Below are 20,309 nucleotides of genomic sequence, written 5' to 3'. Positions count from 1 at the left end.
GTTTATGCAGGTTCATCCGGGGCTCCTGGTGTGCTGGTTGGGTCGCACCTCCAGAATCTCCGGGATCGCCCCGGGTGAACAACCTACTGAGAGATCACAGCTAGGCGTCGGCGAACGGGAACGCCAGCACGTCGGCGATCGTGTCGGTGCCGGCCAGGCACATCAGCAGCCGCTCCACCCCCAGCGCGACGCCGGCGCAGGCGGGCATGGCGCCGAGCACGGCCAGCAGGCGCGCGTCGATCGGCACCTCGTGCTGGCCGCGGGCGCGGCGCACCGCGTTGTCGCGCTCGAAGCGCGCGCGCTGCTCGTCCGCGTCGTTGAGCTCGTGGTAGCCGTTGGCCAGTTCGTAGGGGCCCAGGTACAGCTCGAAGCGCTCGGCCACCGGCGGGTCGCCGGCGCGGATCCGCGCCAGGGCGCACTGGCTCGCCGGGTAGTCGTGGACCACGGTGATGCGGTCGCGCGGAAACGCCGGCTGCAGGCGGTGAGAGAGCAGAAGGTCCAGCCAGTCGTCGCGGGTCAGCCCTTCCGGTCCGATGCCGAGGCCGGACAGCGGAGCCTGCAAGGCCTCGTCGGGCGCCGTGAAGGGGTCGATACCCAGCCCCCGCAGGAACAGTTCGCGGTACGCGGCGACCTGCACCGGCGCCTCGCGCCCAACCAGCGCCAGCGCCGCCTGCACCAGTTCCACCACCTCGTCGGCCAGGCGCCGCTGGTCCCAACCGACCCGGTACCACTCCAGCATGGTGAACTCGGGGTTGTGCCGCCCGCCCGCCTCGCCGTTGCGGAATACCCGGCCGAGCTCGTAGCAGTCGCCCACGCCCGCCGCGAGCAGGCGCTTGAGCGGGAACTCCGGCGAGGTGCGCAGCCAGCGTTCGCGGGCGCCGGCATCGACGTGGCCGCTGAAGGTGGTGCGGAAGCTTTCGATGTTGGGGTCGGTATTGCCGGCGGCCGACAGGATCGGCGTTTCCACCTCCAGCACCCCGCGTTCGGCGAAGAAGCCACGGACCGACGCGTACAGGCGCGCGCGCAGGCGCAGCGAAGCGCTCACCCGCCGTGCTCCGCCAGCAGGGCCAGCAACCGCGCCTCGTCCCACACCGGCACGCCCAGCTCCTGTGCCTTGTCGAGCTTCGAACCGGCGGCTTCGCCCGCCACCACGAACGAGGTCTTCTTCGAGACCGAGCCGGCCACCTTGGCGCCGAGCGCCTCCAGCCGCTGCTTCGCCTCGTCGCGGCCCAGCGTCGGCAGGGTGCCGGTGAGCACGACGGTCTGGCCCTCCAGCGGCGCGCGCTGCGCCGTCTGCTGCGGCAGCGCGTCGAGCAGGCGCCGCATGGCCGCCTCGGCCTCGCGCAGCGGGGCGAGGTTGGCCTCCTCGGCGAGAAAGGCCTCCAGGTTGGCGGCGGCCGCCTGCGGCAGACCGGCGGTGATCCAGTGCGCGGGACCGGCAGCCAGCAGGCGCTCCAGCGTGGGGAAATGCTCGACCAGCAGCCGCGTGCTCTTGGGTCCGAGTTTCGGAACCTTGGCGTGGTCGAGCAGCACCGCCAGACCGAGCTTCTCGCGCAGGCGCGGCGAGGGCGGCGCTTCGTCCGCGAAGGCAATGCCGGCGGCGAGCAGCGCGTCGACCACCCGCTGGTTGCCCTCCTGCGCGAAGAAGCCGGCGATGGACGAGGCCACCTCGTCGCCGATGTCCGGCAGCACCCGCAGCACCGGCGCGGGCGTGCTGCGCACCATCGCCAGGCTGCCCAGCCAGGTCGCCAGCGTGCGCGCGGTGCTTTCGCCGATGTGCATGATGCCAAGCGCATAGAGGAAGCGCGGCAGCGTGGTGCGGCGGCTGGCGTCGATGCCGGCGACCAGGTTCTCCGCCCACTTGGTCGCGATCTTGCCCGCCTTCACCGTCTCCGGCGTGGTGCCTTCGCGCTCGTCGATCGCCTGCTTCATGGCGACGAAGCGCTCGACGGTGAGGTCGTAGAGGTCGGCCGGCGTGCGCACGTAGTCCAGCTCGACCAGCGCGTCGACGAAGCGCTCGCCCAGGCCCTCGATGTCCATCGCCCGCCGCGAGGCGAAGTGGATCAGCGCCTCCTTGCGCTGCGCCGGGCAGACCAGCCCGCCGGTACAGCGCCAGGCCGCCTCGCCCTCCTCGCGCATCAGCGCCGAGCCGCAGACCGGACAGGTCGCCGGCATCGTCCACGGCTGCGCGCCGGGCGCGCGATGCTCGGTCTGCACGCGCACCACCTCGGGAATCACGTCGCCCGCGCGGCGCACGATCACCGTGTCGCCCACGCGCACGTCCAGTCGTGCGATCTGGTCGGCGTTGTGCAGGGTCGCGTTGGTGACGGTGACGCCCGCCACCTGCACCGGCTGCAGCCGTGCCACCGGCGTGGCCGCGCCGGTGCGCCCGATCTGGATCTCGATCGCCTCGACCACGGTGCTCTGTTCCTGCGCCGGAAACTTGTGCGCGATGGCCCAGCGCGGCGCGCGCGACACGAAGCCCATCGCGCGCTGTCCGGCATAGTCGTCGAGCTTGTAAACCACGCCGTCGATGTCGTACGGGAGGCTGTCGCGCTTGGCGCCGATGCGCCGGTAGTAGGCGATCAGCCCGTCGAAGCCGCGCGCCACGTCCGCCTCGGGCGAGACCGGGAAGCCCCATTCGCGCAACCTGGCCAGCGTCTGCGAATGCGTCGGCGGCAGCTCGCCGCCCTCGACCATCCCGACCGCGTAGGCGAAGAAGCTCAGCTTGCGTCGTGCCGTCACCGCCGGGTCGAGCTGGCGCAGCGATCCGGCGGCGCCGTTGCGCGGGTTGGCCAGCGGCCGCTCGCCGTGGGCGCGGGCGTAGTCGTTGAAGGCCTCGAAGTCCTTGCGCAGCATGATCACCTCGCCGCGCACCTCGAGCACGTCGGGCCAGCCGCTGCCGCGCAGCTTCAGCGGAATAGCCCGCACCGTGCGCAGGTTGGCGGTGACGTCCTCGCCGGTCTCGCCGTCGCCGCGGGTGGCGCCCTGCACGAACACGCCCTGCTCGTAGCGCAGGCTGATCGCCAGGCCGTCGAGCTTGGGTTCGACCGAGAACACCGGCTCGCGCCGATCCAGCGTCTGTTCCACGCGGCGCTCGAACTCGACGATCTCGCGGAAGCGCTCGCGGTCGGTCTGGCCGTCCTGCTCGAAGGCGTTGCCCAGCGACAGCATCGGCAGGGCGTGGTGCACCTCGGCGAAGCCGCCGTGCGCACGGGCGCCGACGCGGCGGGTGGGCGAGTCCGGCGTGGCCAGCTGCGGATGCGCCTCCTCCAACGCCTCCAGCTCGCGCAGCAGGCGGTCGTACTCGGCGTCGGTGATGTCGGGATCGTCGAGCACGTAATAGCGATGGTTGGCCTGCTCGATGCGCTCGCGCAGCTCGGCGGCGCGACGATGCCATGCGGGGGGATTCGGATGCATGACGGGAGTTTAGCGACTGCCCCAGCTGCCCGGCAGTGCGGCGCCGACATCCCTCCGGCCCTCTGCACGCCCAACGTACCGACCACCGGTGGCGGCTCGCCCGGAGGCCCGGGCGCGCTGGCGAAACGACCTGCCGACCGGCGCCGCGAACGACAGGCCGGGCCGCTCTGCGTCGAGCGGGCCCGGGTCGCGTGCCATCAGCGGTGCAGGTCCCCGGCGGCCTCGGGCTGGTAGACGATGTCGACGACCCGCAGGCGGTGCGACTGCCCGCCAGGCATCGGCCACTCGATCTCCTGGCCCCGCGCGAGGCCGAGCAGGGCGCTGCCGACCGGCGCGAGCACCGACACGGTACCGGGCGTGCCAGCCGCCGCGGGGTAGACCAGCGACACGGTGACCGGCCGACCGCCCGTGTCGTCGCCGAAGGTGACGGTCGAGTTCATCGTCACCACGTCGGGCGGCATCTCGGCCGGCTCACGCACCTCCGCCCGCTCCAGCTCCGCCCGCAGGGCCTCGTGCTGGCGCGACTCGGCGGCCGGCAGGCCGTCGAGCAGCGTCTCGATACGTTCCACGTCGAGGCGGGACAGAACGATGGCGGGACGACTCATGCGGGCTCTCCGTAGGCGGTTCCGCAGGCGGGGGAGGCCTCGCAAGAGGCCGCTGTCGATCGATGTGGTGGCGCCTGCCGGGAAGCCAAGCCGGCGCCCCATGCACGCATCGCAGGCGGCGCCACCTTTATCATGTGCGGATGCCGAACGACACCGCCCCGCCCGCCCCCGTCCTCGACCCGGGCGCGGCCGCGGTACCGCAGGCACCCACGCGTGAGCCGTTTCGCGGGCTCATCTGGCTGGTTTCGGCCGCCTTCTTCATGCAGGCGCTGGATTCGACCATCGTCAATACCGCCGTGCCGGCGATGGCCCAGGCGCTGGCGGTCACGCCGCTGGGCATGCGCAGCGCGCTGACCAGCTACGTGCTCACCCTGGCGATCCTCATTCCGGCGAGCCCGTGGCTGTGCGACCGCTTCGGCACGCGGCGCGTGTTCGGCGCGGCCATCGCCGTGTTCGCGCTGGGCTCGCTGTTCTGCGGCATCGCGCAGACCTTGCCGCAACTGGTGGCCGCCCGCGTGATGCAGGGCGTGGGGGGCGCCGCGCTGATGCCGGTCGGACGGTACGTGCTGGTGCGCAGCATCGCGCGCCACGAGTTCGTGCGCGTGATGAGCACGGTGGCCACCTTCGGGCTGCTCGGCTCCGTGCTCGGGCCGTTGCTGGGCGGCGCGCTGGTGGAGTTCACCTCCTGGCGGCTGATCTTCCTGATCAACGTGCCGGTGGGCATCGCCGGGCTGTGGATGAACAAGCGGGACATGCCGGACTACCGGCTGCACCACGCCAACCGCTTCGACCTGTTCGGCTTCCTGCTGTTCGGCGCGGCGTCGGCGCTGCTGCTGACCGCCTCGGAACTGGTCGGCGACCAGCACGTCGCCTGGGGGCGGGTCGGCGAATGCGTGGCGCTGGCACTGCTGCTGGGCGTCACCTACCTCTGGCACAGCCGGCGTACCGCCTTCCCGGTGGCCGACCTGGCGTTGCTGAAGGTACGCAGCGTGTGGGTGGCGCTCGCCGGCAACCTGTTCACGCGACTGGGGATCTCCGGCATGTTCCTGCTGCTGGTGCTGTTCCTGCAGGTGGGGTGCGGCTGGTCCCCGCTGATGGCCGGCCTGATGATGGTGCCGCAGGCGCTCGGCTCGATCAGCGCCAAGTGGCTGGTCAACCGCGCGCTGGCGCGGCTGGGCTATCGCCGGCTGCTGCTCGGCAACACCCTGCTGGTGGCCTTGCTGCTGGCCTCGTTCGCGCTGTTCGGGCGCACCACGCCGGCCTGGCTGATCGCGTCGATGGTGTTCCTCTACGGCAGCTTCGCCGGCATGCAGTACACCGTCATGAACACCCTGATCTACCACGACCTGGACATACGGCACGCCTCGATGGCGTCCTCGATGGCGTCCACCGCGCAGTACCTGTCGATGAGCTTCGGCATCGCGCTGGCCACGCTGCTGATGGAATCGCTGTTGCAGGGGCATGCCCATTCCGACTACGTGGCGGCTTTCCGCTGGACGGTGCTGCTGCTCGCGCTGGTCACCGCCAGCGCCAGCCGGGTGTTCGGCCGGCTGCGCCCGGACCGGCCCGGTCCGACGAAGGGGACGTAACCCGGGCCGGGCCTGTTAGGCTTTGCCGATTCCGCCCAAGCAGGAAACCGATGTCCCCCGAGTCCATCGCAGCGGTCGCCGAAGCCGGCGCGAACTTCCACCTGACCCACCACCCGGCCGGATGGCTGGCACTGGTCCTGTTCGTGCTCGCCTACGTGGCGGTGGTCCTGGAGGAGCGCATCCACATCGCCAAGTCCAAGCCGGTGATGCTGGCCGCCGCCCTGATCTGGGGACTGATCGCGTGGCAGACGCGCAACGACGGCGGTTCGCCGGCTGCCCGCGAGGCGTTCCAGGCGATGTTCCTGGAGTACGCGGAGATCTTCTTCTTCCTGGTCGTGGCGATGACCTATGTCACCGCGATGGGCGAGCGCAACGTGTTCGAGGCGCTGCGCGCGCAGCTTACCCGCCGGCAGCTGAGCTACCGGCAGCTGTTCTGGATCACCGGCACCCTGGCCTTCTTCCTGTCCCCGGTGCTCGACAACCTGACCACCGCCCTGGTGATGTCGGCGGTGGTGCTCGCGGTGGGCGGCGGGCAGCTGCGCTTCGCCACGCTGGCGCTGATCAACCTGGTGGTCGCGGCCAATGCCGGCGGCGCCTGGAGCGCGTTCGGCGACATCACCACGCTGATGGTGTGGCAGGCGCACAAGGCGGAGTTCTTCGAATTCTTCCGGCTGTTCCTGCCGTCGCTGGCGAACTGGCTGGTGCCGGCGCTGGCGATGCACTTCGCCCTGCCCCGCGGGCTGCCCGAGTCCCTGCCGGGACGCGTGCACGTCAAGCCCGGCGGCATCGGCATCTGCCTGACCTTCGCGCTGACCATCGCGATCACCGTGATCGGCAAGCAGTGGCTGGGGATGCCCGCCGCCTACGGCATGCTGACCGGCCTGGCCCTGCTGAACCTGCTGGCAACGCGCATCGACCGCCGCCAGCGCCACTACGCGCTGGCGCAGGGCATGGAGCAGGAGCCCTACTCGATCTTCCGCATCATCGCCAACGCCGAATGGGACACGCTGCTGTTCTTCTACGGCGTGTTCGGCTGCGTGGGCGGCCTGGCGGCGCTGGGCTATCTGGAACTGGCCTCGCACGTGCTCTACGGCACGGCCGGCCCGACCTTCGCCAACGCCGGCATGGGGGTGCTCTCGGCGATCATCGACAACATCCCGATCATGTACGCCGTGCTGCAGATGAACCCGCCGATGGACCAGACGCAGTGGCTGCTGATCACTCTCACGGCCGGCGTCGGCGGCAGCCTGCTGTCGGTAGGTTCGGCCGCGGGCGTGGCGCTGATGGGCGCCTCGCGCGGGTGCTACACCTTCATGAGCCATTTGCGCTGGAGCTGGGCGATCGCGCTGGGATACGTCGCGAGCATCGCCCTGCACCTGGCACTCGACGGACCCTGACCCCGGCTCAGCGCGCCCGCGGCCGGACCCTCCAAGGACATTCGATGCACCACGCAAGCGACATCCTGCTTACCCTCTTCCTGGTCTTCATCGCCGCCCAGGTCGGCGCGGAGATCGCACAACGCCTGCGGCTTCCCGGCGTGGTCGGCGAGATCGCGGCCGGTGCCGTGATCGGCCCCTCGCTGCTCGGCTGGATCCAGCCCGACCAGGTGCTGCCGGGCACGCCGCTGGACGTGCTGGCCGAGATCGGCGTGGTGCTGCTGCTGTTCTCGGTCGGCCTGGAGACGCGGCTGGAAGATCTCAAGAAGGTCGGCAAGACGGCCTTTCTGGTCGGCGTGTTCGGTGTGCTGGTGCCGTTCGGCATGGGCGGCGTGTGGGCGCACGCCAGCGGCTTCCCGTGGGGCAAGTCCCTGTTCATCGCCGCGGCCTTCGTCGCGACCTCCGCCGGCATCACGGCGCGCGTGCTGCAGGAACTGGGGGCACTGCAGCGCGTCGAGAGCAAGGTGATCCTCGGCGCCGCGGTGATCGACGACATCCTGGCGATGCTGCTGCTGGGGGTGGTCGTGTCGCTGCAGGGCGGCGCGGGCTTCGACCCGCTGAAACTGCTGGTGGTGCTCGCCAGTGCGGTGGGTTTCATCGCCCTGGTCGGCCTGGGCGGCGCCCGGGTGATGCGCTGGAACTCGACCTGGCTGGAAAAGCCGCACAGCCCGCATTCGCCGCTCGCGATCGTGCTGGCGCTGTGCCTGGGCCTGGCCTGGCTGTCCACCCTGCTCGGCCTGGCCGCGATCATCGGCGCGTTCCTCGCCGGCATGATCGCCTCGGAAACGCGCCAGCAGCACACGCTGGAGAAGCAGACCCAGCCGCTGCTGTCGCTGCTCACCCCGTTCTTCTTCGTCATCACCGGCAGCAAGATCGACCTGGCCCAGCTCGCCAGTGGCGAGGCGCTGGCGATGCTCGCGGTGGTCACCGTGATCGCGATCGTGTCCAAGCTCGCCGGCGGCTGGCTGGGCGCGCTGGCCCTGGGCCGGCGCAGCGCGGCCATCGTCGGCCTCGGCATGGTGCCGCGCGGCGAGGTCGGCGTGGTGGTGGCGAGCCTGGGTCTCGCGGCCGGCGTGTTCAGCGACCGCATCTACGCCATCATCGTGGCGATGTCGCTGCTCACGGCGATGGTGACCCCGCCGGTGCTGGCGTGGCTGCTCAAGCGCCACCCCGTCCAGGAGACGACGGCCGCGGGCTGACCCTCCGGCCATTGACGCCCGGTTGAAACCCGATCGGCCAGACTGGACCCGTCTTCCACCGGCAGGAATCGTGACCATGAAAGCGACCCTCGTCCCCCTGGCGACCGCCCTGGCGCTCGCCACGGCGTCCATGGCACAGGCGCAATCGACCTCTCCGCAGAGCGGCGTCCTGGTGCGCTCCGACGGCATCTACCTGCGTTGCGACCAGTGCGGCACCGTCGAAAGCATCGAGCACACCGTCACCCAGGGCGGCGGCCACGGTACCGCCGGCGCCATCCTCGGCGCAGTGGCAGGCGGTGTCCTGGGCAACCAGGTCGGCAAGGGCAAGGGTCGCAAGCTCGCCACCGTCGGCGGCGCCGTAGGCGGCGGTTTCGCAGGCCACGCCATCGGCAACCGCACCGGCAACGGCAACGACGCCTGGATCGTGCACCTGAAGATGGGCAACGGCACCACCACCACCTCGGTGCAGGTTGCCGACGCCACCGGCATCCGTGAGGGCGACATCGTGCAGGTGGATGCCAACGGCAACATCACGCGGGTGAGATAGCGCCCGCCGCGCCGCGGGGACGGTCAACCGGCGCGCAGCTCGGGCGCGGCACGTCGACGCGCGAGCGCCCGCTGCATCCGCTCGATACCCGCCTGTCGCAAACGGACCGCCCGCTCGGCGTCCGTGTCGTCCAGCCGTTCGGCCCGCACCCGCTCGCGGTGCTCGATTTCCAGCACCAGCAAGCGGTAGGCCAACGCCAATCTCTTGCGGATCTGCTCGTCAGCGGCCATGGTCGTCCACCCAGCGGCCCACGGGGAGATCCATGCTACGCCTTATTTGTGGTGGTGGGTGGACACCCGGACGGGGAATCCGCCCCCGCCGGGCGGAACCCGCGGAAGGCCCGCACCAGCCTTAGCCAGGCGCCTCCGGATCGGTGCTCATCGGGAGCGGGTCGGCCGGGATCACGCGGTAGGTGCGGTTTGCCTACCAGGCACCACGGCGCTTTCTGCGCACCTGGCGGCGGCGCACCCTCTTGGGCACGCATGCACCACGGGCAGACCAGGGTCCCAACTGCACCCGCGCAAGCGCACCTTGTCGACGGGCAGTGGGCATGTATGCAAGAAACTTGTAAAAGCGCCGAACGCCACGCGCGACGTCTTTTTCGGCCGCAGCCTCTTACGCCGGACGCAGGCCATTGGTGACGAGGCCGCAACGAGAGCCTGCGCAGACGGTGGATAATCCCGCCCGCTTGTTTCCCATAGCATTCACGCCCCCACTCGACCCACGAGTCTTCCCATGCGCGGCAAGGTACGCGGAGCCATCCTGGCGCCGCTTTGGCTTGTTGTAGGTGTTCTCGTCCTGGTGTTGATCGCGACGATGGCGCTGTTCGATTGGCTGTTCGAGGGAGAACCGGTGGCCAAATACGATGATTGACGGCTTTCGCCTGTGTGCGGGCCGACGGCCTACCTTAGCCGGTACGGGCTCGGCCAGTTCACCTCGCTGAATCATTTCCGAATCGCGGGCGCTGGCTGGGCCCTGTTTTCGTCTTTCGCGACGCGGGCCTGGCAGGGCCCGCCGCGAGGGCGCGGGCGCATTGGAATTCGCAGGCGATCGGAGAGCCCGTGTTGAAAGCGGCCGCTCGACATGAGGCCGAAACGGCGGCGGGTGATGGCGGAGAGAGTGGGATTCGAACCCACGGAAGGTTTGACCCTTCGCCGGTTTTCAAGACCGGTGCCTTAAACCGCTCGGCCATCTCTCCGTTTGTCTTTCCGCAGGCGCGCTCCGCGCGCCACTTCGCCGGTTTGACTCGGGGCATCCCGCCCCTCGCCCTTCGGGCCAGCGGCTGCGCCGCTGTTCGCTTCGGCATCCTGCCTGCGCGAGCAAGACCGGTGCCTTAAACCGCTCGGCCATCTCTCCGTTTGTCTTTCCGCAGGCGCGCTCCGCGCGCCACTTCACCGGTTTGACTCGGGGCATCCCGCCCCTCGCCCTTCGGGCCAGCGGCTGCACGGCCGGGCGCTCAGGCGAGGCGGTCCAGGCCTCGCATGTACGGCCGTAGCGCGTCCGGTACGGTAATCGAACCGTCCGCGTTCTGGTAGTTCTCCATCACCGCGATGAGCGTGCGGCCGACCGCCAGGCCGGAGCCGTTGAGGGTGTGCACGAGTTCGGGCTTGCCGGTCTCCGGATTGCGCCAGCGGGCCTGCAGGCGGCGGGCCTGGAAGTCCTCGAAGTTGGAGCAGCTGGAGATCTCGCGGTAGGTGTTCTGGCTCGGCAGCCACACCTCCAGGTCGTAGGTCTTGGCGGCACCGAAGCCCATGTCGCCGGTGCACAGCAGCATCTTGCGGTACGGCAGGCCGAGCAGTTGCAGCACCTTCTCGGCATGGCCGACCATCTCCTCCAGCTGCGCGTAGGACTCGGAGGGCCGCGCGACCTGCACCATCTCGATCTTCTCGAACTGGTGCTGGCGGATCATGCCGCGTACATCGCGGCCGTAGCTGCCGGCCTCGGCGCGGAAGCACAGCGTGTGCGCGGTCAGGCGCTGCGGCAGCGCATCGGCGTCCAGGATGGTGTCACGCACCAGGTTGGTCAGCGGCACCTCGGCGGTGGGCACGAGGTAGCGCTTGGCCTCGCCCACCTGGGTGGCGAACAGGTCGTCCTCGAACTTGGGCAGCTGGCCGGTCCCGCGCATGCTGTCGGCATTGACGATCACCGGCACGTTGCACTCGAGGTAGCCGTGCTCGGCGGTGTGCAGGTCGATCATGAACTGGGCCAGCGCGCGGTGCAGGTGCGCGAGCTGGCCGCGCAGCACGGTGAAGCGCGTGCCGGAAAGGCGGGCGCCGGCCTCGCCGTCGAGCCAGCCGTGGCGCTCGCCGAGTTCCACGTGATCCTTCACCGCGAAGTCGAAGGCGCGCACCTCGCCCCATCGAGTGATCTCCTCGTTGTCGTGCTCGTCCCTGCCCAGCGGCACCGACTCGTGCGGCAGGTTGGGCATACCGAGCGCGATGTCCGCAAGCCTGGCCTGCACCTCGGCCAGCGCGTGCTCGTTGGCCTTGAGCCTGTCGCCGATGCCGGCGACTTCCGCCATCAAGGGTGCGACGTCCTCGCCCTTGGCCTTGGCCTGCCCGATCGCCTTGGAGCGGGTGTTGCGCAGGTTCTGCAGCTCCTGCGTCTCGGTGGACAGCCGCTTGCGCTCGCCTTCCAGGGCCTCGACGGCGGCGACGTCCAGGTCGAAGCCGCGGGTTTGCTTGAGGCGCGCGGCCGTGTCGGCCAGGCGCGAACGCAGGAGGGCGGGGTCCAGCATGGAGAGCGATCCGGTGAAGGCTGAGCCGGGGATTATCGCCGTGCGTGGCGCGGGGTAGCAAACCAGCCACGCCGCGGCGCGTTCGGCAGGTCAGGCGGCCCGAGGCTCCCGGCGTCCGATCCACCAGGCCATCGCCATGCCGGCAAGCAGCCAGCCGACCAGTTGCTCCGCCCCGGCCGCCACCGTGAAGCTGGCCGGAAAGCGGTACCAGTTCCAGTACGGCACCATGGTGCTCAGCCAGGCGAACACGGCCATCGCACCGGCCAGCAGCAGCCGACGGCGGAAGCCGAGGCCGGGCACGCACATGAGGACCGCCAGCACGAGCGCGGCCAGCGTGTCGGACAGCCACTGCGTCCCCAGCGGCCGGCCCATGTGGGTCATGTCCTCGCCCTGCGGCAGGTACACCACCCAGGCATACGGCGAGGCACCAGCCTTGGCGCCGTACGCCCTTACGGCGGCTTCATCGTGCATGGCATCGGGACCGAGCCAGGGCAGGATGTAGACGCCCGGCTCGGTGCCGAGGCCTTCGTGCAGCGAGGAAAGAACCATGTCCTCGTGCGCGGGCGGGTGGATGCCCGGATTGCCCAGGCCCAGTGCCATGTGCGCCACGGCGCCCCAGACGAACATCACGATGCCGCCGATCAGTGCCGCGATCAGGATACGCATGTCGCCCGCTCCCCGGTTGGTCGGCTGGAATCTAGGCCCGGCCCGGACGACCCGCAAGTGCTCGCGCCCCCCGCCCTGGTAGGAGCGAGCCTGCTCGCGATGCCTCTGGTTCTGCAGGCGCCAGGGAAAGAGCATCGCGAGCAAGCTCGCTCCTACCTGGAGCGGCGGGCCTGGCGGCGGGCTTCGCGCAGGGCGAGCAGCTTCTCGCGCAGCTTCTGTTCCAGGCCACGCTCGACCGGCTCGTAGAACACGCTGCCCTCGAGCGCGTCGGGCAGGCATTGCTGGTCGAGGGCGATGCCGCCCTCGGCGTCGTGGTCGTACTGGTAGCCCTTGCCGTAGCCCAGCCCCTTCATCAGCTTGGTCGGGGCGTTGCGCAGGTGCATGGGTACCTCGAGTGTGCCGGTCTCGCGCACGGCGGCGCGGGCCCGGTTGTAGGCCATGTAGGCGGCGTTGCTCTTGGGCGCGATGGCCAGCCAGATGGCCAGTTGCGCCAGGCCCAGTTCGCCTTCGGGGCTGCCCAGCCGTTCGTAGGTGTCCCAGGCGTCCAGCGCCATGCGCCAGGCCCGCGGCTCGGCCAGGCCGACGTCCTCGACCGCCATGCGGGTCATGCGGCGGGCCAGGTAGAGCGGGTCGCAACCGCCGTCGAGCATGCGGCACAGCCAGTACACGGCGGCGTCCGGGTCGGAGGAGCGCACCGACTTGTGCAGCGCGGAGATCTGGTCGTAGAACTGCTCGCCGCCCTTGTCGAAGCGGCGCGTGCGGTCGGCCAGCACCTGGGTGAGCGTGGCCTCGTCGATGCGGCCGTCGTCGGCCAGTTCCGCGGCGATTTCCAGCAACGTGAGTGCGCGGCGCACGTCGCCATCCGCCGCCTGGGCGATCAGTTGCAGCGACTCGGGCGCGACCTGCAGGTGCAGGCGCCCCAGGCCGCGTTCGGCATCCGCCAGGGCCCGTTCGAGCGCGGCGACGATCGAGTCGGCCGACACTGCCTCCAGCACGTGCACGCGACAGCGCGAGAGCAAGGCGGAATTGAGCTCGAACGAAGGATTCTCGGTGGTCGCGCCCACGAACACGATCACGCCGCGCTCGATGTGCGGCAGGAAGGCATCCTGCTGCGCCTTGTTGAAGCGATGCACCTCGTCCACGAACAGCACGGTGCGCCGGCCCTGGGCGAAGTTCGCCTCGGCCTCGGCCAGCGCCTTGCGCACGTCGGGCAGCCCCGAGAGCACGGCGGAGATGGCGCGGAAGTCGGCGTCGGCGTAGCGGGCCACCAGCAGCGCCAGCGTGGTCTTGCCGCAGCCCGGCGGCCCCCACAGCACCATCGAATGCACCCTGCCCGCCTCCAGCGCACGGCGCAGGGCGGAGTCAGGCGCGGTCAGGCGCGGCTGGCCGACGATCTCGTCGAAGCTGCGCGGCCGCATGCGCTCGGCCAGCGGCTTGAGCGCGTCGGATTCGGCAAACAGGGAAGCGGTGTCCGGCATCGGGCGATGATAACGCCCGCCCCGTCTCCGGTAGGAGCGGGCTTGCCCGCGATGCCTTTCGCTTCCGCGCGGCACCGGGACACAGCATCGCGGGCAAGCTCGCTCCCACCCGTCCGGTCAGGTGGCGCGCTGGCGGTAAAGGCTGTAGAGGGTGCCGCACAGGCCGGTCAGCGCGGCCGGGATCAACAAGGTGTGCTCCTTCAGGTGCACGAAAAGCACCGCGCCCGCGGCGCCGCCGAACATGAACGCGCCGATCACCAGCAGGCACAGCCTGACCCGCAGGGTATCGACCTCCAGCCCGCGCAGGCGGTGCCCCAGATAGACCCCCAGGTCGGTGAACATGCCCGAGACATGGGTGGTGCGGAACACCATGCCGCTGTACGTACTGACCATCCCGTTCTGCAGGCCGCAGGCCATCGAGGCCAGCCACAGGCCCGCCGACAGCTCGCGATCCAGCAGCGGCACGGCGGCGAACAGCAGCAGGGACTCCAGCACCAGCGCCACGCCATAGGGGCGGCCGAGCTTCAGCGTGCTCTTCTGCACGATGATGCCGCTGAGCATCGCGCCGACCACGAAGGCCAGCAACGAAAGCGCCCAGTGCAGCGCCTCGCCGGCATCGGCGGTGCCCAGCGCGGTGCCGAGCAGCGTGGTCGAGCCGGTCAGGTTGCTGATCGACTGGCGCCGGAAGCCCAGGTAGCCCGCGGCGTTCACCAGGCCCGCGACGAAGGCGAGCGCGCCGCCGCCGATCCATGCCCAGCGCGGCAGCTGGCGCAGCACGGGCATGGCCGGCTCAGTCCTTCAGCGGGCGGGTGGTCATCACCGGCAGGTCGCCGATCACGTCGGCCCCCGGTGGCGGGGTGAAGTTGAAGGTCTCCGCCGGCAGCTCGACGTTGCGCTGCCAGTCCGCGAACCGGATGTCGGTGACGGCGCCGAGCTGGTCCTGGAACACCATGCGCTTGAGGCCCTGTGCATCGAAGCCGAGGTCCGCGTAGTCGAACTGCGGGTCCTTGGCCTTCGAGGCCAGGCGAAGCCAGACCAGTCCGTCGCGCTCGCCGCGCTCGGTCACGGTGAAGTCGCGGTCGAGCTGCTTGAGGTCGGTGATCACGGTGAGCGGGCTGTGCGCCTCCTCGGTGCTCTGCACGCGCACCGTGACCTGTTCCAGCTCCGGGTCGTACAGCCACACGCGGCTGCCGTCGGCGACGATGGTCTGCCTGTAGGGCTCGAGCGTGTCCCAGCGGAACTCGCGCGGCGCTTCCAGCGCGAGCGTGCCGGAACTGGTCTTGGCCCCCTGCCCGCTGGCATCGGTCAGGGTCTGGGTGAAGCGGCCCTTGAGCGAATGCAAGCCGGTGGCGAAGGCGTCCAGGCGCTGGCGCGCAGGGCCGGCGGCGGCCTGGGCCAGGCCGGCGAAAAGCAGCACGAGCAAGGCGAAGACGAAGGGAACGGAACGTTTCATGGAGGCCCTATGCGTGAGGCGGCGCGTGAAGTCTGGCGGGCGCAGGCTTAATCCCGGCGCAAGCCCGGTTCACGCCCATTGTAGGAGCGAGCTTGCTCGCGATGCCCTGGCATGGGGTCGACCGAGGCCGGCGGTGCGTTCCTGCAGGTGCGGAGGGCATCGCGAGCAGGCTCGCTCCTGCCGGGATGGCTATTTGGGGGGTGGCGGGGCGAGCACCTCGCGGTTGCCGTTGTGTTGCGGTGCGCTGACCACGCCGTCGGCCTCCATCTGCTCGATCAGCCGCGCGGCGCGGTTGTAGCCGATGCGCAGGTGGCGCTGCACGCCGGAGATCGAGGCACGCCGGGTCTGCGTAACCACGGCCACCGCCTTGTCGTAGAGCTGCGCGTCGGCATCGCCACCCTCCTCGCCATCCTGCGGCAGGCCCGATTCGTTGATGAACTTGCCGTCGGCGGTGGCCTGCACTTCCTCGAGCACGCCCTCGATGTACTGCGGCGCACCCTGCGCCTTGAGCCAGGCGACCACGTTGTGCACCTCGTGGTCGTCGACGAAGGCGCCGTGCACGCGCTCGGGCGTGGCGGTGCCGGGCGGCAGATACAGCATGTCGCCGTGGCCCAGCAGGGTTTCGGCGCCGGACTGGTCGAGAATCGTGCGCGAGTCGATCTTGGAGGATACCTGGAAGGCGATGCGGGTCGGGATGTTCGCCTTGATCAGGCCGGTGATCACGTCCACCGACGGGCGCTGCGTGGCCAGCACCAGGTGCACGCCGGCGGCGCGCGCCTTCTGCGCCAGGCGGGCGATCAGCTCCTCCACCTTCTTGCCGACGATCATCATCATGTCGGCGAACTCGTCGATGATCACGACGATGTACGGCAACGGCTCCAGCGGCTCGGCGGCCAGGTTGGGCATCTCGGGGTTGGGGCGGAACAGCGGGTCGAGCAGCGGCTGGCCGGCGTTCTCGGCCTCGCGCACCTTCTTGTTGAAGCCGGCCAGGTTGCGCACGCCGACGGCGGCCATCAGCCGATAGCGGCGTTCCATCTCGGCCACGCACCAGCGCAGCGCGTTGGCGGCCTCCTTCATGTCGGTCACCACCGGCGCCAGCAGATGCGGGATGCCCTCGTAGACCGAGAGCTCCAGCATCTTCGGGTCGATCATGATCATGCGCACGTCCTTCGGGCTCGCCTTGTACAGCAGCGAAAGCACCATCGCGTTGACCGCGACGGACTTGCCCGAGCCGGTGGTGCCGGCCACCAGCAGATGCGGCATCTTGGCCAGATCCGTGACCACCGGCTTGCCGCCGATGTCCTTGCCCAGCGCCAGCGCCAGCGGCGATTTCATCTGGTCGTACTTGTCCGAGCGCAGGATCTCGGACAGGTACACGATCTGCTTCTTGGCGTTGGGGATCTCCAGGCCGATCACGTTCTTGCCGGGGATCACGTCGACCACGCGCACGCTCACTACCGAGAGGCCGCGGGCGATGTCCTTGTCCAGGCTGGAGACCTGCGAGCCGCGCACGCCGGCGGCAGGCTCCAGTTCGAAGCGTGTGATCACCGGGCCGGGGTAGACGCCGACCACCTTGGCCTCGATGCGGAAGTCCTTGAGCTTGAGCTCGACCTGGCGCGAGAGCACCTCGAGCGTTTCTTCCGAATAGCCCGGGCCCTGCTCGGGGGCCTCGTCCAGCAGCGAGAGCGGCGGCAGCTCGCCGGGCTGCGAGGCGCCCACGAACAGCGGGATCTGCGTTTCCACGCGGGCGCGCTCGCTCTTGGCCACCGGTGCCGCCGGCGGCTCGATGCGCACGGGTTCGCGCTTGGCCTGCTTGACCGCTTCGGCCTTCTTGATCACCTCGCGTTCGGCCCGCGCCTTCTGCGCCTTGGCCACTTCCGGCGCCTGCCTGAGCTTGCCGCGCAGCCAGCCGAACAGCATCAGCGTACCCTGGCCGGTCCAGTCCATCACCTTGAACCAGGACAGCCCCGTCGCCAGCGTCACCGCGATCAGGAACAGCGCCAGCAGCAGCAGCGGCGCGCCCTTGGCGCCGAACGCCTGCAGCAGGCCGTGGCCGACCCACTGGCCGATGATCCCGCCGGTGCCCTGCGGCAGCACGGGCTCGTTGAAATTGAGGTAGAGCAGCGCCGGCGCGGTGACGAAGAAGAACACGAAGCCGACCAGGCGCAGCGACGACTCCCAGGGATGCTCGGCCTGCTCGCCGCGCTGGCGCAGCACCTGCACGCCCAACAGCAGGAGCAGCAGCGGGAAGCAGTAGGAGACCAGCCCGAAGATGTAGCGCAGCAGGTTGGCGATGTTCGCACCGACGGCGCCGCCGAAGTTGCGCGCGTGTTCCACCGTGCCGACGTGGCCCCAGCTCGGGTCCTGGTCGTTGTAGCTGGCCAGGCAGACCAGCAGGTAGATCGCCAGCGGCAGCAACAGCAGTGCGCCGGCTTCGCGCAGGCGTCGCCTGGCTTCGTCGCTGAGGCCGGTGGATTCGGGTGCTTTCTTTGCGTTCGCGCTTCGCGCCACCGGAGTGGGTTCCCCTGCAAGACTCCGGTCCAAGTCTACACAGGGCAGGCAGGGGGTAGAAGCTTGATTTTTCGGTAATTGCGAGGCCTGCCGAGCCGTGCGCACACGGTCCCCGCGAAACGCAGGAGCGAGCTTGCTCGCTCCTGCGGATTTCGGGGCTGCCACTCCTGCGGAGGGCAGCCCTCAACGGCGGGTCAGACCATGCCCTGCAGCGCCGGATGCACCAGCTTGCCGCCGTCGACGTTGATGCCCACGCGCAGCGGCTCGAACTCGCGCCACTCCTTGCCGGCAGCGAGGCGCTGCACGTACGGCAGGATCGCCGCGGAGATCGCCACCGACGAGGTCTGCGGCACGGCGCCCGGCATGTTGGTTACGCAGAAATGCGTCACGCCGTGGACGTCATAGGTCGGCTCCTTCCAGGTGGTCGGGCGCGAGGTCTCGAAGCAGCCGCCCTGGTCGATCGAGATGTCGACCAGCACCGAGCCCTTTTCCATGGTCTTGACCATCGCCTCGGTGACCACGCGCGGGGCCTTGGCGCTGGGGATCAGCACGGCGCCGACGACCAGGTCGGCATCGCGCACTTCCTGCGCCACCGCCGACTCGTAGGCGTACAGCGCGGTGACGTTCGGGCCCATCGCCATCATCTCGGCGAGGCGATCCTGGCGCTTGTCGAACACCACCACGTTGGCCCCCGCGGCGGCGGCCAGCGCGGCGGCGTTGCCACCGGCGGCACCGGCGCCCAGCACGACGACCTTGCCGCGCGGCGTGGAGGCCATGCCGCCCAGCAGCTTGCCCTTGCCGCCCTGCGGACGATGCAGCAGCGTGGTACCGATCTGCGTGGCGATGCGGCCGGCGATCACCGACATCGGCAGCAGCAGCGGCAGGCCGCCGTTCTCCTCCACCGACTCGAACGCCACGCCGGTCAGGCCGATGTCGAGCAAGCGCTTGGTGAGCTCGGGCTCGGCCGCCAGGTGCAGGTAGCAGAACAGCAGGTGGTGCTTCTTGAGCAGGGCCAGGTCGCCGGCGATCGGCTCCTTGACCTTGACGATCAGCTCGCCCGCCTCGTACAGCGCGGCGGCATCCGGCACCACCTTGATCCCCTCGCGGGTGTAGGCCTCGTCGGAAAACCCGCTCTTCTCGCCGGCACCGGACTGGATGAACACCTCGTGGCCACGACGCACCAGGTCGGCGGCAGCGGCGGGAACGAGGGCGACACGGCCTTCGAGGGTCTTGGTTTCGGAAGGAATACCGATACGCATGGCAATTAGCGATCCTGTGGGGTTGAGCCGGCGCAGGCGCGCCGACGGTGTGGGAACGGGAAAAACGGAAGCCTTGAATCGCCCGTCACCCTTCCCCATCCTTGCGGGTTCCAAGCGCCGCCTCGACGGCGTGGCAGCATCCCTGCCTCGCCTCGGGGCGAAAAACCATCAAAGCCGCCAGCAAACCGAAGGATTATAACGATGACTACCCCCAAGCACAGCCGCCTGCTGATCCTCGGCTCGGGCCCGGCCGGCTACACCGCCGCGGTGTACGCCGCCCGCGCCAACCTCAAGCCGACGCTGATCACCGGGCTGCAGCAGGGTGGGCAGTTGATGACCACCACGGACGTGGACAACTGGCCGGGCGACGTCGAGGGGTTGCAGGGTCCGGCGCTGATGCAGCGCATGGCCGAGCACGCGGAGCGCTTCCACACCGAGATGGTGTTCGACCACATCCACCAGGTGGACCTGGGCCAGCGGCCGTTCCGCCTCAAGGGCGACTCGGGCGAGTACACCGCCGACGCGCTGATCGTCGCCACCGGCGCCACCGCCAAGTACTTGGGCATCGCCAGCGAAGAGAAGTTCAAGGGCCGCGGCGTGTCCGCCTGCGCCACCTGTGATGGCTTCTTCTTCCGCGAACAGGACGTGGTGGTGGTCGGCGGCGGCAACACCGCCGTGGAAGAGGCGCTGTACCTGGCCAACATCGCACGCAAGGTGACCCTGGTGCACCGGCGCGACAAGCTGCGTGCCGAGAAGATCATGCAGGACAAGCTGTTCGAGAAGGCCGCCGCCGGCAAGATCGAGCTGGTCTGGAACAGCGTGATCGACGAGGTGCTCGGCGACGACTCGGGCGTGACCGGCGTGCGCGTGAAGGACGTGAACTCCGGTGGCACGCGCGACATCGAGGCGTCCGGCTTCTTCGTGGCGATCGGCCACACGCCCAACACCGGCATCTTCGAAGGCCAGCTGGAAATGCACGACGGCTACATCAAGATCCGCAGCGGCACCAGCGGCATGGCCACGATGACCTCCGTGCCCGGGGTGTTCGCCGCCGGCGACGTGGCCGATCACGTCTACCGCCAGGCGATCACCTCGGCCGGCTTCGGCTGCATGGCGGCGCTGGATGCCGAACGCTGGCTGGATCAGCAGCACATGCTCGGCTGAGCCGCTGCCGCACCGCCACTTTGACAAAGGCCCGCACTCAGGTGCGGGCCTTTTTGCGGGTGACGGCGGCCGCCATCGCTGCCGCGGCCGCTGTGCGCAGGAGCGAGCCTGCTGGCGATGCTCCTTCGGGGCCCACGGCGCGAACGAGCGGAGACATCCCGAGCAGGCTCGCTCCTACGGTGCGCGGACGCCCATAAAAAAAGCCCCGTGCCGAGGCACGGGGCTGTTTTCCGTATCACAAGGTG

The 20,309-nt window shown here is 69.8% G+C and carries 17 protein-coding genes and 1 tRNA gene; 6 read left to right on the top strand and 12 right to left on the bottom strand.

Features of this window, described 5'->3' with window-relative positions:
- Positions 1-100: 100 nt before the first annotated feature.
- The 3 genes from epmA to rnk all read right to left on the bottom strand — a co-directional run bounded on the left by epmA (position 101) and on the right by rnk (position 4,025).
- Positions 101-1,045: an EF-P lysine aminoacylase EpmA gene (gene epmA, locus WAT24_RS15820; protein WP_336808865.1), complete on the bottom strand. Its 945-nt coding sequence runs from the start codon at positions 1,043-1,045 to the stop codon at positions 101-103.
- A complete protein-coding gene (gene ligA, locus WAT24_RS15815) occupies positions 1,042-3,420 on the bottom strand; it encodes an NAD-dependent DNA ligase LigA (RefSeq protein WP_336808864.1) in 2,379 nt (792 codons plus the stop codon). Before ligA ends, epmA begins: the two co-directional genes overlap by 4 nt.
- A gap of 197 nt (positions 3,421-3,617) precedes the next feature.
- Positions 3,618-4,025: a nucleoside diphosphate kinase regulator gene (rnk, locus tag WAT24_RS15810; protein WP_336808863.1), complete on the bottom strand. Its 408-nt coding sequence runs from the start codon at positions 4,023-4,025 to the stop codon at positions 3,618-3,620.
- Positions 4,026-4,165: 140 nt separating this feature from the next.
- Here rnk and WAT24_RS15805 point away from each other — a divergent pair, with 140 nt between their 5' ends.
- The 4 genes from WAT24_RS15805 (at position 4,166) to WAT24_RS15790 (ending at position 8,796) form a co-directional block, all read left to right on the top strand.
- Positions 4,166-5,614: an MFS transporter gene (locus tag WAT24_RS15805; protein WP_336808862.1), complete on the top strand. Its 1,449-nt coding sequence runs from the start codon at positions 4,166-4,168 to the stop codon at positions 5,612-5,614.
- 50 nt (positions 5,615-5,664) lie between these two features.
- Complete coding sequence (nhaD, locus tag WAT24_RS15800) at positions 5,665-7,011, top strand: sodium:proton antiporter NhaD (protein WP_336808861.1); 1,347 nt, start codon at positions 5,665-5,667, stop codon at positions 7,009-7,011.
- Positions 7,012-7,055: 44 nt separating this feature from the next.
- Positions 7,056-8,249 (top strand): cation:proton antiporter, encoded by a 1,194-nt coding sequence (locus tag WAT24_RS15795; protein WP_336808860.1) that lies wholly within the window; start codon positions 7,056-7,058, stop codon positions 8,247-8,249.
- A 76-nt stretch (positions 8,250-8,325) separates the two neighbouring features.
- Positions 8,326-8,796, top strand: coding sequence for a glycine zipper 2TM domain-containing protein (locus WAT24_RS15790; protein WP_336808859.1), 471 nt, complete (start codon positions 8,326-8,328; stop codon positions 8,794-8,796).
- 23 nt (positions 8,797-8,819) lie between these two features.
- Here WAT24_RS15790 and WAT24_RS15785 read toward each other — a convergent pair whose 3' ends face one another.
- Complete coding sequence (locus WAT24_RS15785; protein WP_336808858.1) at positions 8,820-9,026, bottom strand: hypothetical protein; 207 nt, start codon at positions 9,024-9,026, stop codon at positions 8,820-8,822.
- 505 nt (positions 9,027-9,531) lie between these two features.
- Here WAT24_RS15785 and WAT24_RS15780 point away from each other — a divergent pair.
- Positions 9,532-9,669 (top strand): hypothetical protein, encoded by a 138-nt coding sequence (locus WAT24_RS15780; protein WP_336808857.1) that lies wholly within the window; start codon positions 9,532-9,534, stop codon positions 9,667-9,669.
- A gap of 235 nt (positions 9,670-9,904) precedes the next feature.
- Here WAT24_RS15780 and WAT24_RS15775 read toward each other — a convergent pair.
- From WAT24_RS15775 to ald, 8 genes are all read right to left on the bottom strand, one after another.
- A tRNA-Ser gene (locus WAT24_RS15775) sits at positions 9,905-9,994 on the bottom strand.
- Positions 9,995-10,252: 258 nt separating this feature from the next.
- The gene (gene serS, locus WAT24_RS15770) at positions 10,253-11,533 is read right to left on the bottom strand and encodes a serine--tRNA ligase (protein WP_336808856.1); all 1,281 of its coding nucleotides are present in this window, start codon (positions 11,531-11,533) and stop codon (positions 10,253-10,255) included.
- A gap of 90 nt (positions 11,534-11,623) precedes the next feature.
- Positions 11,624-12,199: a hypothetical protein gene (locus tag WAT24_RS15765; RefSeq protein WP_336808855.1), complete on the bottom strand. Its 576-nt coding sequence runs from the start codon at positions 12,197-12,199 to the stop codon at positions 11,624-11,626.
- A gap of 152 nt (positions 12,200-12,351) precedes the next feature.
- Positions 12,352-13,677: a replication-associated recombination protein A gene (locus tag WAT24_RS15760; RefSeq protein ID WP_336808854.1), complete on the bottom strand. Its 1,326-nt coding sequence runs from the start codon at positions 13,675-13,677 to the stop codon at positions 12,352-12,354.
- Positions 13,678-13,794: 117 nt separating this feature from the next.
- Complete coding sequence (locus WAT24_RS15755; RefSeq protein WP_336808853.1) at positions 13,795-14,460, bottom strand: YoaK family protein; 666 nt, start codon at positions 14,458-14,460, stop codon at positions 13,795-13,797.
- Positions 14,461-14,467: 7 nt separating this feature from the next.
- Positions 14,468-15,130: an outer membrane lipoprotein periplasmic chaperone LolA gene (lolA, locus tag WAT24_RS15750; RefSeq protein WP_336808852.1), complete on the bottom strand. Its 663-nt coding sequence runs from the start codon at positions 15,128-15,130 to the stop codon at positions 14,468-14,470.
- A gap of 189 nt (positions 15,131-15,319) precedes the next feature.
- Positions 15,320-17,641: a DNA translocase FtsK gene (locus WAT24_RS15745; protein WP_425605315.1), complete on the bottom strand. Its 2,322-nt coding sequence runs from the start codon at positions 17,639-17,641 to the stop codon at positions 15,320-15,322.
- 194 nt (positions 17,642-17,835) lie between these two features.
- Positions 17,836-18,900, bottom strand: a complete 1,065-nt coding sequence (gene ald / locus WAT24_RS15740) for an alanine dehydrogenase (RefSeq protein ID WP_336808851.1) — start codon at positions 18,898-18,900, stop codon at positions 17,836-17,838.
- Between the two features lie 201 nt (positions 18,901-19,101).
- Here ald and trxB point away from each other — a divergent pair, with 201 nt between their 5' ends.
- Positions 19,102-20,064, top strand: a complete 963-nt coding sequence (gene trxB, locus WAT24_RS15735) for a thioredoxin-disulfide reductase (protein WP_336808850.1) — start codon at positions 19,102-19,104, stop codon at positions 20,062-20,064.
- The last annotated feature ends 245 nt before the right edge of the window (positions 20,065-20,309 follow it).

It is taken from the genome of Fulvimonas yonginensis, from assembly GCF_037137055.1.
GTDB classification, from domain to species: Bacteria; Pseudomonadota; Gammaproteobacteria; order Xanthomonadales; family Rhodanobacteraceae; genus Frateuria_A; species Frateuria_A yonginensis.
This window is presented reverse-complemented; position numbering and strand designations above follow the sequence as displayed.